Below are 15,181 nucleotides of genomic sequence, written 5' to 3'. Positions count from 1 at the left end.
ATGATAATATTGATATTTGCAGAGTAATTCTCATGATATTTTGATAATATATATCAGTATTTTGATATTACAACCAACAAACTATTCAAATATAACAGGGAGGTGCTGTCCATGAATCGTGAAATGCTCCGGGAAGATCGTGTTCATGGCCATCCCATGTATCCGGTCAGTATCTATCCTAATATCGAGCAGCTAAACGGAAACAGCATTCTGGACTGTCACTGGCATGATGAAATGGAATTTATCGTTATCCGTAAAGGCCAAGCGGTGTTTCAGCTTGATATGACGTATGTTGAAGCTCATGAAGGGCAGGCCATTTTTGTGAACAGCGGACAGCTTCATGCTGGTGTTCTTGACGATAATTCCCCCTGTGTCTTTTCCGCTGTTGTTTTCAGCCCTGATTTACTCACAAGCCCTGATTTTGACGTCATCCAGGAAAAATATATCGGTCCGCTATTGGATAAAAGCTTTCAGCCCGAGCCTCTGATCAAAGGTGAATGCTTATGGGAAAAGGAAGTGCTGGCCGCACTGAACCGCATTCTCGAAGACAATGAGAAGCGGCTGCCCGCGTACGAGCTGTCCACCAAAGCTCATCTTTATTTGATATTCGCAAGAATGTTCATACATCCACAAACCACAGACCGCGGGCTGCATCTCCCATCAGGCAGCCCGGATAAGGTCGAACGGCTTAAAACGGTTTTGAATTTCATCCACGACCATTATTCAGAGCCGCTGAGGCTGAGGGATTTAGCTGGTTTAATCAGCATGAGTGAAGGCCATTTTTGCCGTTTTTTTAAACAACTCACCCAGAAAAGCCCAGTGGAATACATCAATCATTACCGGATACTAAAAGCCTGTAAACTGCTCGAAAACAGCGGAATGAAAATCGTGGATATTGCCATGGAGAGCGGGTTTGACAATTTGAGCTATTTTATCACGGTGTTTAAACAGATGAAAGGCTGTACTCCCTCTAGGTACCGCAAGCCTTTTAACGAAAAGGTGGCAGTCATCCTAACCGAGCCGACATCCATCCGATGAGAAAGATTAAGCTATAGAAAAACCCCAGAGACTCAACGTCCCTGGGGTTTTTGCTCGCCTTCAGAATACAGCTATGACTGCAGCGTATACTTATCCCCGCTGACATCCTCAATAAATTTGCATGGTGCTCCCAGACTATAGATATGAAGCTGATGCATGGCACGGGTACAAGCCGTATAGAACAGCTTGCGCTCGGATTCCCTGCCGTAGGCTTCCTGAGAAGCATCATAAATGACAACCGCATCAAACTCGACGCCTTTTGCTAAGTAGGATGGAATGACCAGCGTACCCGTCACAAATGAAGGTGTTGTTTTGGCGATTCTCTTCAGTGGCAGCTCATCTTTGAGCGCTTGGTAAACATATTCGCATTCTTCAGCGGTTTTGCAAATAATCGCAGTATGCTCATAGCCCTGCTCATTCAAGCGGCGGATATCATCCACAATGCTGCTGTGCAGCTTCTCCCTGCTGTTTGCTAGGCAAACAAGCGGCTTTTCACCGTAACGGTTGAAAGGCATGATTGACTCGCCCCCAGGCATCATGCTGCGGGTAAAATCAACGATTTCCAGCGTGGAGCGGTAGCTGCGGGTCAGCGAGATGACCTCGGTCTCATCTGCCCCATACAGCTGCTTCAACGACTCCAGACTGCCACCGAGTACATCCGTGTGCGCATAAATCCCCTGGTTTAAATCTCCGAGGGCTGTCATACGGGCACGAGGGAAAATTCTCTTAACGTATTCCAGCTGAAATGGAGAGTAATCCTGTACTTCATCGATAAAGGCATGCCGGATCACGCTGTTTATCTGGAAGCCCTTCAATAGATCCTGCAGATACAAATAAGGGGTGACGTCTTCATATGCCAGTTTTCCCTCCTTCATCATCTGAATCGATTGAAGGCCCATTTCCTCCCATTCATCCGGGAGCCCATGGCCGCCACTGACACTCAGAAATAACTGCTTGTCGGTTAAAAGTTCTTCATACATTGTCTTAACATCCACAAACCGCATCCGTTTGATCCACTTGCGTACCGGCTTCAGCCATTCGTTCACAACCATTTTAGCCAGAAGGCTCCGTTCGCGGTCAAAGTCGTCAAAGGTCTCCTTCTTCTTCACGGACTGCTTGCGACGGATACGTGTGTAGGCTTTCTGGTATTCATCCGGATCAAGCAGTTCAATTTGCTCATCCACCCAAGGAGCCTGACGTTCATTTTTGGCGAACTGGGCCAGCTCCTTAAGCAGCCAGTCACGCATCAGTTCAACCCGGTTGGCCAGGCGCACGGAGGAATCATAACCATAAAACTTCTCCAGCATAACCTGTTCCGATACGATCAGTCGGCCTTTGAAACGAATCGGCTTGAATTTCATGCCGCTTTGCTCCAGATGATCCTTCAACCGGCGGATGGTTTCCAGAAACAGTGTTGAGGATTTATAGGCGATGGATGCCCGTTTGACCGTTAACCATGGGCCTTCCTCGGCTTTTAGAATCGATTCCATTTGGGAAAACACGTCCTCCAGATCGAATTCCCTGCCGATGCGGTGTTCCAAATAGGCCTGGAAAGTTGTCTGCAGCATATTCTCTTCCCCAAGCTCAGGCAGCACCGTCGAAACATAGCTGTTGAACATCGGGTTCGGAGAAAAGAGAAGGACCTGATCTGCTTTCAGAGTTCCCTTGTATTTGTACAATAAATAGGCGACCCGCTGGAGCGCTGCCGAGGTTTTACCGCTGCCCGCCGCTCCCTGAACCACAAGCATCCGGCTCTTGTCATTGCGGATTACCGCATTTTGTTCCTTCTGGATGGTCGCTACGATGCTCTTCATCTGGTTATCCGAGGAATGGCTGAGCACCTGCTGCAACAGTTCGTCGCCGATCGTGACGCCTGTATCAAACATAACCTTGATTTTTCCGTCTCTGATCACAAACTGGCGCTTCAGTTCCATCATACCGCTGATCTCACCGCTTGGCGTCTGATAAGCTGCTGCACCAGGAGCACCGTCATAATAAAGACTTGATACCGGCGCACGCCAGTCATATACCAAAAAAGTCTCCTGATCATCATCCAGAAAGGAGGCGATCCCCAAATAGATCGTTTCCTTCCCTTCTAGTCCCTCTTCAGTAAAATCGATCCGCCCGAAGTAAGGCGATTTGACCAGAAGCTTCAATTTTTTTAGTGTCTCCGAGGCCTGTAAATGCGCATGTTCCCGCTCAGATAGCACTTGGGACTGCTGACGCAAGCTGGTGGACGTTTCTCCCAGATCATCGGAGCTGCTGAAGTTGACTCTGACTTCATCCCAGAAATCCTTACGCAGCTCAACCACATCGCCCCGAACCAGGCCCACTTCCGCTTCAAGCGTTCCCTTGCGGGCAGCAATTTTTCCGGTTACACTGTCGACCCGCTGTTGTTCGTGCTGCCAATCCTGATCTTTCAAGTCCATGCCTGTCTTCATCCCCTTTATATATTTGACATTCTCTTTTCCAAATGTTATAATAGAAAAGGAATCGCTATGAACACTGTCCCTTTATTAGGGCCGTATGATCTATTTTATCAATAATGCACATGAAAATCAAACATTTTAAGGGGAGCCGACGGCTCCCCTTTTCTATTGTCATCATGTTTTATGTTACACACAAGTAATGAAGTTTATGTTCTGCATATTGGATATGTCTTATTTTCCGGTAAACAAAGGTACGATATCAATACCATCGGCAGATATCCGCACCAGTCCTTTGTCGGACAAACGGATTTCCGGAATGACAACCAGCGCGAGCAGCGACAAGGTCATAAATGCATTGTTCAGCGGGCATCCGGCCTGGATCAACGCTTGGCTGATGTCTTCAGACTGGCGGGCGACCGTTTCAAACGGCTCTTTCGACATGATGCCGCCAACGGTAAGCGGAAACTCAGATACCCCATCCTCGGTCAGCATCACGACACCACCCTGCATGTCGGCTACAATATTGCCCGCACGAGCCATGAGCTCATCATCATTGCCGATAACCGTCAGATTATGGCTGTCATGGGATACCGTCATTGCGATGGCCGCCGGTTTATTAAAGCCGATTCCAGTCAGAATTCCCAGCGCATGACCCCCGCCTTTACCATGGCGCTCGAAAACCGCCATTTTACAAAGGCCGCTTGCAGGATCAAGTTTTACCGTGCTGTTTTCCACATCCACCCAAACCTGTCTTTCAATGGTTTCGACGTGATTTTCCACGACTTCAATAGCACGGACCTCAGCTTTCCCCTCAGCAACCGGTGCGATAATGGCAAAATCTTCAGTACTCAGCTTGCGTCCTAAATTGACCGTGTTAAAAGCCAGTGCCGGGAGGTCATAGCGCTCCCATTCTGTGGTCATCCGTCCATGCTCTGCGACCACTTTTCCTGCGGCAATCGTCATGACTACTTTCACATCCGCCAAATTTCCATCCAGCAGAATCACATCCGCATATGCGCCCGGGATGATTGCGCCGATGTCCCGCGACACTCCGAACCGTTCAGCCGTATTGATCGTAGCCATCTGAAAGGCAGTGACCGGCTTGACTCCTTGCGCAATCGCATGACGCACAACGAAGTTCATATGGCCCTCATTCATCAGGGATTCCGAACTGCGGTCATCGGTAACCAGAATCATCCGCCGCGTATCCAGGCCGCCTTCCGTATGTGCTTTGATGGTAGCTGCGACATCATGCCAAGCCGAGCCTTGACGCATTTTAGCATACATACCAAGCCGGACGCGCTCAATAACATCCTCTGCAGTAACACATTCATGATCACCGTTAACACCGCTTGCAGCATAAACAGGCAGACGCCAATCATCTGATTTCCAGGTAAAATGGCCGTCTGCATATTTGCCCGCACGCAGTGTTGCCTGGATTTCTCCAATCATTTTATCGTCACCGTAAACCACGCCTGGGAAGTTCATGACCTCTCCAAGCCCGATCATATCCTCTCCCCAGCTCAGTGCCTCAGCCACTTCTTCCGGGCCGATAAAAGCGCCTGTCGTCTCAAGTCCCGGATGTGTCGACGGCACGCAAGAGGCAACCTGCATATACGCTGCTAACGGCGTCGATCTGGCTTCCTCCAGCATAAACCGTAGCCCATCCAGACCTAACACATTGGAAATTTCATGCGCATCAAAGAATCCTCCCGTCGTTCCGAGCGGCAGCACAGCTCTGGCAAATTCCGTTGCCGTCATCTGCGTGCTTTCGATATGACAATGTCCGTCCAACAAACCAGGAGCAGCATATTTTCCGTTCGCATCAATAACTTGAGTTTCTTCTCCTATCGCATGGCTGACATCCTTACCCACATATGCAATTCTCGCGTCCTTTACTGCAATGGACATCCCCGGCAATATTTCGCCGGATACCACATTAACCAATTTGACATTTTGGATCACCAGCGTTGCTTTTTTGTCTCCACGTGCGGCTGCAACCAATTCCGGCACACAATCCGCGAGAGGACGTCTTCCCCATGCTGCTGTTTTCATGTAAACCCTCCATCTCTCTATACCCATTCTTAGCTTGCCACGTCTTGCTTAGTTCAACCATCATACAACCGGTCAGGAATGAAAATCAAATCTTTATTGTTCTTAAGATTTTCTTTGTAGGCACTTAAAAAGTCGTGGTTATGATGTTAATAGTGGTTAATAAACGGTAATATAACGAACGGGGTATGATGTTGATGAGAGTGATTAAAAAGAAAAGGAAAAAGAAACCTGTTCTTCTGCTGACGCTGCTATTTGTCTTGGTCCTTGCTGTATCTGTGACCTTTGTACGCATCCCAATGTTTAAGATCGACGCGTCTGCTGCCGTTCTTATGGATGTAAAGACGGGAAAAGTATATTATGAACATAATGCTTCCGCGGCGTTGCCGCCTGCCAGTATGTCCAAAATGATGACTGAGCTGCTAGTGCTGAAAAACGTAAATGAAGGACATAACTCCTGGGATGAACCGGTTACGGCAAGCCGTTATGCTGCCCAGGTGACCGGCGCCAAAATCGGACTTCGTTCCGGTGAAGCGCTGCCGCTCCGGACGATGTTCGAAGCAATGGTTATCCATTCCGCCAATGACGCAGCAATCGCGCTTGCAGAGCATATCGGGGGTAATGAAGAAGCATTTGTGGAACAAATGAATGCGATGGCGGATCATATCGGCCTCTCTTCCCACTCTGTGTTTGCCAATGCTACCGGCTTATCCTCAGCCGATCTGCAAGCCTTTAAATCGGCCTCTTCCGACGGCGAGACTGAAATGACAGCCAAAGATCTGGCCAAGATGGCACGTTATTTGATTCGTACTTACCCGGAGATATTAAAAACAACCGAAAAAACGGATTTGTACATTCCTGAAAAGCAGCTGACACTGCATACAACCAACTCGATGCTGCCAGGTGAAGCATTTTCTTACAGCGGCAATGACGGCTTCAAAACGGGATATACCCAAAGCGCGGGCTACTGCTTCACGGGGACGACTGAACGGAATGGCAAACGGTTCATTGCGGTGGTTATGGGAGCAAGCAATACCGGTAAGCGCTTTGAGGATGCTGCCAAAATGTTCAACTACGGTTTCGACAACAACGGAGGAACCGGTATGGGCAGATGGCTGAACCGGGCGGCACTTATATTCCGTTAACAACAGTTCAGCTTGGAGGATAATTCATGAGAAATATATTAGTCGTAGATGACGACAAGGAAATAGCAAATCTGATCTCCATTTATTTAAAAAACGAAGGTTTTAATATTATCTGTGCCCATGACGGCGAAGAAGCACTGCAGCTGCTTAATAGCCCCGGAGCAGCGTTTGATCTCATTGTACTGGACATCATGATGCCCAAAGTGGACGGGCTGGAGGTATGCCGACAAGTACGTGATACAGCCTCTGTGATCCCGATTCTGATGCTGAGCGCTAAAACCGAAGATATGGACAAAATTCTCGGACTGATGACCGGTGCAGATGATTATATGATCAAACCCTTTAATCCACTGGAGCTTACGGTGAGGGTCAAAACATTGCTGCGGCGCACTTTTCAATACAATACGGAATCCCGTCCTGCCGATGATTCAGTGCTCCGAATCCAAAGTGTAGAGATTAACCGCAGCACTCATCGCGTTACGGCTGACGGTAAGGACGTGCAGTTGACCAGCCGTGAATTCGATATCCTTGGACTGCTTGCCTCACATCCGGGTCGTGTCTACAGTGCAGAGGAAATTTTTCAGCAGGTATGGAAGGAAAAGTATTATGTATCCAACAATACAGTCATGGTACATATCAGCAATCTGCGCGACAAGCTGGAGAAGGAGCTCGGCTATAAGCTGATTCAAACCGTGTGGGGAGTAGGTTATAAAATCGATGCGTAGTATCTTTAATAAATTGCAGTGGAAGATTATCCTGATGTTCTTTCTGAGTGTTGCCCTGACCTTTGGTACACTTTTTATTTTACGTTCCATACTGAGCAACCTGTATTTCGCGAATTTCAAGCAGCTGTATCCTCTTGTTAATAAAATCATCAGCCTAAACAACATTGTCGGCTTTTCGTTGTGGCAGTCGGTTGTGGTCATTTTCCTGTTTATCTTTTACGTCTTGTTGCTGAGTTGGGGCACAACACGAAAATTGACTCGCATTATCACCGGCGTTAAACGGATGGCGGGTGGCAATATGAACGAACGGATTCAGGTGCAATCGAATGACGAAATTGGCATGCTTGCTGATCAAATCAATACGATGGCGAAGCATCTGCAAACCTCCATTCAAGAGGAACGAATGGCTACGCAGGCCAAAAATGAACTCATTACCAATGTATCCCATGATTTGCGGACCCCACTGACATCCATTATCGGCTATCTGAGATTAATTGAAGAGGATAAATATAAGGATGAGGTTGAGCTGAGGTATTACGTTAATATTGCCTATGAAAAATCCAAGCGTATGAATCGGCTTGTGACAGACTTATTCGACTATACACGTATGGGCTTTGGCCAGATTCCATTAAACCGCACTTCCATTGATCTCGTGCAGCTCATCGGACAACTGACCGCAGAATTCAAACTCCAGATCCAAAACCACAAAATGGAAATTGAACTCATTTCACCTCAGGAGAAGCTACTAATCAACGGAGACGGGGATAAAATCATGCAGGCTTTCGAAAACCTGATCACAAACGCCATGCGCTACGGGATGGAAGGCAAACGAATCCAGCTACAAATCGAGAGGGAAGGCAAACAGGCGGTCATCAAAATCATCAACTTCGGATCCCCGATTCCGTCTATGGATCTCCCTTATATTTTTGACCGTTTCTACCGGGTGGAAAAATCCCGTTCCATCGATACAGGAGGCGCAGGACTTGGCCTCGCAATCGTCAAAAGTATCATCGAGCTCCATGAGGGAAGTATTGAAGCCGTCAGCAATCCCCAGCAGACCGAATTTATCGTCCGTCTGCCGCTTTAATAAGTGATCTTACACAGTAGTAAACCATAAGAGGCTGTCCCGAAAGTCTATTTTCAGACCTTTGGGACAGCCTCTTTCATTTAACGCTTCAGCCAGGATAACCACAACGCTTCATCATCTGTTTTGTGGTAATGCTCGACCAGACGGCTCAGCCGCTCCAGCTGATATCCATAGTCATACATGGTGGATGCAACGATCGAAAGACGAAGTCTGTTCTCCGGCTGCTCAGCCGCATATTCCAGTACCTGCTTGATAAAATCATCACTTTCTTCCAGCAGCATGCAGGAATCCAAGCTGCTTGGCTTCAGGTTATCGTCGAATTTAAGCAGTACATGCTCATGCAGTTTAATCAGCTTCTCCAGCTGCTGATCGAAATATGTATCCAGCTCCGGTGACCGCTCAGACTGGAAATAATGCTCCTCTACCGCATCAAGCACTTCCCGCCCTTTACGCAGCGTATTCAGCATTTGCTTGTACACGACGAGATGCCGTGTCTGGCTGAATTTGGCGCGCTTCAGCTTCTTCTGCTCTTCTTCCAGCAGCTTGTACTTATCCGACAACGACTTGATCGAATCTTCTAACGCCCTTTTCTTATCCCGAAAAATATTCTCTTTAATCTCATCGGAAATCGCCGTTCGCATCAGGAGTGACATCTGGTTGAAGGTCGACTGGATTTGTCCCGTAAACTGCATTTTCGGTTTCGGTGGAAAGAGCAAAATATTGATCAGGAACGCGGACACAATGCCGATCAAACTCAGTGAAAACCGGGTCAGGGCAAATTGCCATTGTCCCGATGCTTCCATGACAATGATCACTGTTACCAAAGTCAGACCAATGGTGTCCCCCATCTTCAGCTTCAAACAAATCATAATGACGATAATACAGACAAGTCCGACTGCTATAGGTTCATTGGAAAAAACGGAACCAGCAATCAATGCCAGCACGGCACCAAGTGTATTCGTTTGGAGCTGATCCAGGAAATAACGCCAGGAACGATAAATGGACGGCTGCATTGCAAATATGGCTGCTACAGCCGATATAACCGGCGAGGATAAATGTAGCCACTGGCTGATATATAGTGCGAGCGTGACGGCGATTCCCGTCTTCAGCATACGCGCCCCGAATGTCACGGCTGCATCTCCTCCTATCTCTATAATCATGAATAACAAGTTCGTGTGAATCAGGCCGCTGCTGTTTTCTTCCTACATACGGAATATTACCCGTTGTCAGTCGTAATGATACAAGCGCTCACAGAGGCTGTTTTGAAAAAAGAAGTATGATTTATCCAATTAGGCCCATAATAAATACAGAATATGAAAGAATAACCATAACATCAAAGAGGTGACCAGATGAACAATTTCAGAAAAACTTTAATGGCGGGAGCTCTCTCCTGTATCCTGACTGCAGGAGGGTTCTCCTTTGCGCATACAGTCAGTGCCGCTTCTGAAACCAATGTGACAACTCCCGCCGAGGTCACTCCTCCCGCCGAGAAGGATCAGCAGGATGAAAGCCGTCATAGACGCCATGGCCATCATGGCAGAAAATTCGTGCTGTTCAAGGATGCAGCCACCCTGCTTGACATGACAGAGCAGGATCTTAAGAAAGAATGGAAGCAGGGCAAATCACTCCAGCAGATCGCCAAGGAGAAAAAGAACTGGGACGCTGAAGTCTTCGTACAAAAGCTTACCGTTGTCCAAAGCGCTAAAATCGACAACGCGGTTAAAGCCGGTAAAATGACACAGCAGCAAGCAGATCAGATGAAGAAAAAACTGCCTGATTCCCTCAAACGCTTCACGCAGCATGTCTACCATCCGCGTCAGGATCGCAGATTGCCTGCAGCCCATTCGGAAATTTAGAAAAGCCTATTACCGCATAATAAAATCCTAACGGCAGCGTTAGGATTTTATTATGCGGATTTTTTTCATCAGGAATGTGTCTTACCCGCTAGTAGGCTTCGTTTCCTGCTGCTGAGCAGGCGGCGGATTCTTCGGCGGGTTGGAGACAGGCACATCGAGCAGATCCAGCAGAAACATAAACACCGGTACTCCGAGAATTAGCCCCCAAACTCCGAAGAAATGCTCGGAAATAATCAAAACCGCAAAGGTATAAAAAATCGGCAAATGCGTCTTGTCGGACATAAACTTAGGATTCATCACGTACGCCTCAAACGCGTGCAGAACAGCTACCATGATCAAGATATAAATGACCTTAGGAATGCCTCCGATGCCAAAAGCGATAGCGCACAGAGGAACCAGCGAGACGATGACACCCATAACCGGAATGAGTCCGAGCAGGAAAATCATCAGCCCAAGAGCAAACAGATTCGGAAAACCCATGATCCACAAGAACAGTGTAGAAAAGCCAGCGTTAATCACGGAAATCAAGAACTGCACCTCGATGACCTTGCCAAAGGAGAAGGTGAATTTTTTCCCGAAGTAAGCTAGCTCATCATATACATAGGATAACTTGCTCGTTCTGAATTTTTCCGTGAAGTTCGTCACCTTTTCCTTTTCAAGCATAAAGAACAAGCTCATGATGATCGCCAGGGCAATATTCAAACTAAATTTGCCGACATTCGAAATGGTGTTGGACAGCAGACCATAGCCCTGCTTGATATAGGCGGCGAAATCAATTTTGTGTATGTAATCCAAAATATAATTCATCACTTTATTATCTGTGAGCACCAGGGGATTGCTGTAGAAATAAATCACCTGCTTGATCAGAACGTTCAACTCCGCAATGAGCTTGGGTGCATATTGATATGTCCCGATCGACAGAGCAGCCACAAACAGAGCGTATATCAGAATGAGCGCTATTTTCCTGCTAATGCCCATCCGGTTTGTTAACCGACGGGTTATGGACGAATGGAGCCGGTTTACAAGGTATGTAAGGATAAATGTGATCAGGATCAGATTCATCATGCTTCTGAATAAGTACAGAACCAGGACAAGCAGAACGAGTACCACGCCTTTTTTTACGGCGGAATGTTGAAAAAAATCTTTCATAGACGTCATTGTTTCGCAACCAGACTCCTTTTATCTCCAAAATTTCTCTACAGTATGCTGTAAAATCCTCTATGACATCATATTACGCGAGCATACCATTTTCATGCAAGTTTTATGGCTTTCCAAAGCGAATTATTTCACAATTCCTGGTTGTCTCCAATATTTTTCGAACAAACCGATCGAAATCATCAGCCAGGTCGCGCTAGCAAGGTATCCTCCGAATACATCACTCGGATAGTGCACGCCCAGATAAATCCGGCTGATCCCGATCAAAAGTGTCAGACCGACACCAACGATGATCATGACCACTCTGCCCGCAAATGATGGAATATGTCTCCACAGCAAAAAGGTAATCGCACCATACAAGGAAAATGCCGCCATGGAATGCCCGCTGGGGAAACTGTAGCCGGATATTTCGATCAGACGGTGCGTATTGGGTCTTGCGCGCTGAATGATATTTTTGAGAACCACATTCCAGATCTCGGATCCTCCTACTGCAACCAGGAACATGATCAGCTCGCGGCGATGCTTCATGACGACCATCAGAAAGAAAAAAGCGAGCACAGACAAGATGGTGGCCATCAGTGAGGAGCCGATGAAGGTGAAGAACTTCATAACCGAGGTAAGCCAGTCCGTCTCCAGTCCTTGAACCGCCGAAATGACTGCATTGTCAAACCAGGCAATATGGCTTGTTACAATTAATATCGTTACGATTACAAATAATATGCCAAGAATCAGGCTGGTCATTGCCAGCTTTTTTAACCGACGATGCTGTATATCCATAATGTAAAATGTCCTCCCAACTATTGGATAAAGTATTTGATCCTTCCCTATTATCCACAAACCCCTTCCTTTTGTCACGCCTCGGGACACCGTTATATGTAAAGGAAAAAGCACCGGCAGCGCCGATGCTTTTCCTGAGTCATGTCTTGTATGTAACAAGACCCTCGTCAAACTAGAATCCTTTGTACTGCGGCTCTTCTGTTTCCAATTGCTGAACTCTGCTTTCTACTTGCTGCACGATTTGCTGGGTTTGCTGTGCTGCATTTGTAAACAGGTTCTTGGCATCTTGGTTTTGTGTGCTAAGCGCAAAAGTTTCCAAGCTGGCTTGAGCACTCTTCAAAGAAGCGAGGGTTGTTTTAACCTGGGATGAAACTGTCATATAAGTTCTCACCTCCTTTGCGTACGAAAATTAATCTAACCTGCATGGAATGAAAAAATTCATAAAATTCCTGGGGAAAGTAAATAATTTGATTATTAAGACTGAAATGGAGGTTATGCAAAATGCCGGAATGGGTTGAGGTCATTACCCGTACATTGGCATCCGTTGTTGTGCTGTTTGCACTGACCAGGCTGCTTGGCAAAAGACAAATTTCCCAGTTGTCCTTCTTCGAATATATAACGGGCATTACGATCGGGGACTTGGCGGCAACCATTTCACTGGACGTGAAAGGAACCTGGTATTTGGGTATTATCTCACTGTCCGTGTGGGTACTCGTATCGCTCGGAATTGAGTTTCTGCAGCTCAAAAGCAAAAAAGCACGCGACTTTATCGACAGTAAAAGCACGATCCTTATCAAAGACGGTAAAATATTGGAAGATAATTTAAAGAAGGAACGTCTCACCAATGAAGAGCTTCTGGAGCAGCTGCGCAGTAAGAGTGCTTTTAAAGTTGCCGAAGTGGAATTTGCGATCATGGAGCCCAACGGCGAAATCAACGTACTGCTAAAAAAAGAAAATCAGCCATTCACGCCTACTCATCTCGGTATCACGGTGGGCCCAGAGTCAGAGGCGCAAACGGTCATCCTCGATGGAAAAGTGATGGACGAGCCACTGGCAACCCGGGGATTAAACCGCCGATGGATCCATACCGAGCTGGAGAAGATTGGCGTGTCGCTTGATAACGTATATGTCGGGCAGGTTGATGCCTATGGGCAGCTCTACGTCGATTTATTTGATGACAAGATTAAAGTACCGCAGCCGCAGCTGAAAGTGACACTGTATGCTGAATTAAAAAAATTGCAGGCTGATCTTGAAATGTTCGGACTGTCCACAAACCGGCCTGAGGCCAAAGCCATGTATGAGCAATGCTCCATCTCGCTCGAACAGGTCATCTCTGACGTCAAGCCGTTATTAACACGTTAGGAGGGATTGGATTTCATGGTCAGTAAAGCGAAAAAGAAGCTTACCCCTGTTCAGCAGGAGTATCAGGCACTCGCTAAAAAACGTGAGCCAAGCAAGTTTACCTTTAAAAATCTGTACAGGGCATTTCTTACCGGAGGGCTGATTTGTCTTGTGGGAGAAGCCGTACAGCAAATGTTCGTCCATTTTGGAGGCTACAGCGTCAAGGAAGCTGCAAGTCCGACCGTTGGCGTTATGATTCTCATCTCGGTCATCCTGACATGCTTTGGGATTTACGATAAAATCGCCCAATGGGCCGGAGCCGGAACGGCTGTGCCAGTTACCGGGTTTGCCAACGCCATGGCCTCTGCAGCCATCGAATATCGGCGCGATGGGATCGTGCTCGGATTGGGTGGGAGCATCTTCAAGGTCGCCGGTCCGGTCATTGTATTCGGCACGATCGCGGCGTTTGCCGTCGGCATCGCCTACGTTATCTTTGATCCCAATATTGTAGGAGGTTGAACCGAATATGCTGAAAGGCCATCAAAGCTGGTTGTTTGAAAATAAGCCTTCCATCCTCTCCGCTGCTACTTCGGTCGGACCTTTTGAAGGAAGAGGCCCGCTCGCTGAAGACTTTGATATCGTGCATGGAGAGCTATATCTCGGACAGGACAGCTGGGAGAAAGCCGAGAGGGCTTTCCTTGAAGAGGCGGCCAAAATGGCTATCCAGCATGCCGGATTGACCGAAGGGCAGATTCAATTCCATTTCGGCGGTGATCTGATGAATCAGATCATCTCCAGCAGTTTTGCCGCCCGTACGCTGACGATCCCTTATCTTGGCCTGTTTGGAGCCTGCTCCACCTCAATGGAGAGCCTCGCCCTGGCTGCTTATATCGTCAATTCCGGAGGCGCCAAGCATACGTTGGCAGCGACCTGCAGCCATAACAGCAGCGTGGAGAAGCAGTTCCGGTATCCGACCGAATATGGATCTCAGAAACCGCCAACGGCTCAATTTACGGTTACCGGGGCCGGTGCGGCTGTGATCGGTCAGGAAGGAAAAGGTCCTTTTGTTACATCAGCCACCATCGGACGCGTCGTAGATATGGGTATCAAGGATCCTTTCAACATGGGCGCAGCCATGGCACCGGCAGCGGTCGACACAATGGAGGCCCACTTCCGTGATCTTCAGATTGAACCTGGCTATTACGATCTGATCGTAACCGGGGACTTGTCGAAGGTCGGATATGAAATCGCCTGTGATCTGCTCAAGAAGCATAATGTACCGATGCATCAAACAACGTATTCCGACTGCGGGATGATGATATACGACTACGAAACCCAGAACGTACAGTCCGGAGCCAGCGGCTGCGCATGTTCTGCAGTTGTCACCTATGGCCATCTGCTGAACCGTATGCGCCGGGGCGAGCTTAACCGGATTCTGGTCGTTGCAACCGGCGCTTTGCTCTCCCCGCTTTCATTTCAGCAAAATGAGACCATCCCTTGTATTGCCCATGCGGTATCGATCGAACGCGAAAAATAAGAAAAAACGTCTGAATAACAAAAAACACGGCTGTTCCCA

14 protein-coding genes are annotated in these 15,181 nt (G+C 47.6%); 8 read left to right on the top strand and 6 right to left on the bottom strand.

The genetic code is table 11. The annotated features are described in order from the left end of the window. The first annotated feature begins 111 nt into the window (after positions 1 to 111). Positions 112 to 1,038, top strand: a complete 927-nt coding sequence (locus tag E6W40_RS05345) for an AraC family transcriptional regulator (RefSeq protein WP_136604537.1) — start codon at positions 112 to 114, stop codon at positions 1,036 to 1,038. A gap of 71 nt (positions 1,039 to 1,109) precedes the next feature. Here the strand turns inward: E6W40_RS05345 and helD are convergent, their stop codons facing one another. Then, on the bottom strand, positions 1,110 to 3,467 hold the full coding sequence (gene helD, locus E6W40_RS05340) for an RNA polymerase recycling motor HelD (RefSeq protein ID WP_136604536.1): 2,358 nt from the start codon (positions 3,465 to 3,467) through the stop codon (positions 1,110 to 1,112). Between the two features lie 231 nt (positions 3,468 to 3,698). Continuing rightward, complete coding sequence (locus E6W40_RS05335; RefSeq protein WP_136604535.1) at positions 3,699 to 5,522, bottom strand: adenine deaminase; 1,824 nt, start codon at positions 5,520 to 5,522, stop codon at positions 3,699 to 3,701. A gap of 194 nt (positions 5,523 to 5,716) precedes the next feature. Between E6W40_RS05335 and E6W40_RS05330 the strand changes: the two genes are divergently transcribed. From E6W40_RS05330 to E6W40_RS05320, 3 genes are read left to right on the top strand one after another with little or no spacing between them, the layout of a single operon-like run. Beyond that, a complete protein-coding gene (locus tag E6W40_RS05330) occupies positions 5,717 to 6,664 on the top strand; it encodes a D-alanyl-D-alanine carboxypeptidase family protein (RefSeq protein WP_136604534.1) in 948 nt (315 codons plus the stop codon). A 26-nt stretch (positions 6,665 to 6,690) separates the two neighbouring features. After that, complete coding sequence (locus tag E6W40_RS05325; protein ID WP_136604533.1) at positions 6,691 to 7,389, top strand: response regulator transcription factor; 699 nt, start codon at positions 6,691 to 6,693, stop codon at positions 7,387 to 7,389. Beyond that, on the top strand, positions 7,382 to 8,476 hold the full coding sequence (locus E6W40_RS05320) for a sensor histidine kinase (protein WP_136604532.1): 1,095 nt from the start codon (positions 7,382 to 7,384) through the stop codon (positions 8,474 to 8,476). The genes E6W40_RS05325 and E6W40_RS05320 overlap by 8 nt, the downstream gene beginning before the upstream one ends. A gap of 80 nt (positions 8,477 to 8,556) precedes the next feature. On the opposite strand, the gene E6W40_RS05315 is transcribed toward E6W40_RS05320, so the two are convergent. After that, positions 8,557 to 9,606 (bottom strand): aromatic acid exporter family protein, encoded by a 1,050-nt coding sequence (locus E6W40_RS05315; protein ID WP_136606840.1) that lies wholly within the window; start codon positions 9,604 to 9,606, stop codon positions 8,557 to 8,559. 219 nt (positions 9,607 to 9,825) lie between these two features. Here E6W40_RS05315 and E6W40_RS05310 point away from each other — a divergent pair, with 219 nt between their 5' ends. Then, positions 9,826 to 10,332, top strand: a complete 507-nt coding sequence (locus tag E6W40_RS05310) for a hypothetical protein (protein ID WP_136604531.1) — start codon at positions 9,826 to 9,828, stop codon at positions 10,330 to 10,332. An 81-nt stretch (positions 10,333 to 10,413) separates the two neighbouring features. Here the strand turns inward: E6W40_RS05310 and E6W40_RS05305 are convergent, their stop codons facing one another. From E6W40_RS05305 to E6W40_RS05295, 3 genes are all read right to left on the bottom strand, one after another. After that, positions 10,414 to 11,490, bottom strand: a complete 1,077-nt coding sequence (locus E6W40_RS05305) for an AI-2E family transporter (RefSeq protein ID WP_136604530.1) — start codon at positions 11,488 to 11,490, stop codon at positions 10,414 to 10,416. A gap of 123 nt (positions 11,491 to 11,613) precedes the next feature. After that, complete coding sequence (locus E6W40_RS05300; RefSeq protein ID WP_246072883.1) at positions 11,614 to 12,264, bottom strand: phosphatase PAP2 family protein; 651 nt, start codon at positions 12,262 to 12,264, stop codon at positions 11,614 to 11,616. Between the two features lie 172 nt (positions 12,265 to 12,436). Continuing rightward, positions 12,437 to 12,643, bottom strand: coding sequence for a DUF1657 domain-containing protein (locus E6W40_RS05295; RefSeq protein WP_136604529.1), 207 nt, complete (start codon positions 12,641 to 12,643; stop codon positions 12,437 to 12,439). A gap of 122 nt (positions 12,644 to 12,765) precedes the next feature. Here E6W40_RS05295 and E6W40_RS05290 point away from each other — a divergent pair, with 122 nt between their 5' ends. The 3 genes from E6W40_RS05290 to spoVAD are packed head-to-tail and all read left to right on the top strand — an operon-like array spanning position 12,766 to position 15,142. Further along, positions 12,766 to 13,626 carry a DUF421 domain-containing protein gene (locus E6W40_RS05290; RefSeq protein ID WP_136604528.1) on the top strand — a complete coding sequence of 287 codons (861 nt, stop codon included), beginning with the start codon at positions 12,766 to 12,768 and terminating at the stop codon, positions 13,624 to 13,626. A gap of 15 nt (positions 13,627 to 13,641) precedes the next feature. Further along, positions 13,642 to 14,124 carry a stage V sporulation protein AC gene (spoVAC, locus tag E6W40_RS05285; RefSeq protein WP_136604527.1) on the top strand — a complete coding sequence of 161 codons (483 nt, stop codon included), beginning with the start codon at positions 13,642 to 13,644 and terminating at the stop codon, positions 14,122 to 14,124. 7 nt (positions 14,125 to 14,131) lie between these two features. Next, on the top strand, positions 14,132 to 15,142 hold the full coding sequence (gene spoVAD, locus E6W40_RS05280) for a stage V sporulation protein AD (protein ID WP_136604526.1): 1,011 nt from the start codon (positions 14,132 to 14,134) through the stop codon (positions 15,140 to 15,142). The last annotated feature ends 39 nt before the right edge of the window (positions 15,143 to 15,181 follow it).

Origin of the sequence: Paenibacillus dokdonensis (assembly GCF_004916975.1) — a bacterium.
In the GTDB taxonomy this organism is placed as follows: Bacteria; Bacillota; Bacilli; order Paenibacillales; family Paenibacillaceae; genus Paenibacillus_AQ; species Paenibacillus_AQ dokdonensis.
This window is presented reverse-complemented; position numbering and strand designations above follow the sequence as displayed.

Coding starts and splice junctions, on each gene's coding strand:
- E6W40_RS05345 (WP_136604537.1), top strand. CDS start 112: ATGAATCGTGAAATGCTCCGGGAAGATCGTGTTCATGGCCATCCCATG.
- helD (WP_136604536.1), bottom strand. CDS start 3,467: ATGGACTTGAAAGATCAGGATTGGCAGCACGAACAACAGCGGGTCGAC.
- E6W40_RS05335 (WP_136604535.1), bottom strand. CDS start 5,522: ATGAAAACAGCAGCATGGGGAAGACGTCCTCTCGCGGATTGTGTGCCG.
- E6W40_RS05330 (WP_136604534.1), top strand. CDS start 5,717: ATGAGAGTGATTAAAAAGAAAAGGAAAAAGAAACCTGTTCTTCTGCTG.
- E6W40_RS05325 (WP_136604533.1), top strand. CDS start 6,691: ATGAGAAATATATTAGTCGTAGATGACGACAAGGAAATAGCAAATCTG.
- E6W40_RS05320 (WP_136604532.1), top strand. CDS start 7,382: ATGCGTAGTATCTTTAATAAATTGCAGTGGAAGATTATCCTGATGTTC.
- E6W40_RS05310 (WP_136604531.1), top strand. CDS start 9,826: ATGAACAATTTCAGAAAAACTTTAATGGCGGGAGCTCTCTCCTGTATC.
- E6W40_RS05305 (WP_136604530.1), bottom strand. CDS start 11,490: ATGACGTCTATGAAAGATTTTTTTCAACATTCCGCCGTAAAAAAAGGC.
- E6W40_RS05300 (WP_246072883.1), bottom strand. CDS start 12,264: ATGGATATACAGCATCGTCGGTTAAAAAAGCTGGCAATGACCAGCCTG.
- E6W40_RS05295 (WP_136604529.1), bottom strand. CDS start 12,643: ATGACAGTTTCATCCCAGGTTAAAACAACCCTCGCTTCTTTGAAGAGT.
- E6W40_RS05290 (WP_136604528.1), top strand. CDS start 12,766: ATGCCGGAATGGGTTGAGGTCATTACCCGTACATTGGCATCCGTTGTT.
- spoVAC (WP_136604527.1), top strand. CDS start 13,642: ATGGTCAGTAAAGCGAAAAAGAAGCTTACCCCTGTTCAGCAGGAGTAT.
- spoVAD (WP_136604526.1), top strand. CDS start 14,132: ATGCTGAAAGGCCATCAAAGCTGGTTGTTTGAAAATAAGCCTTCCATC.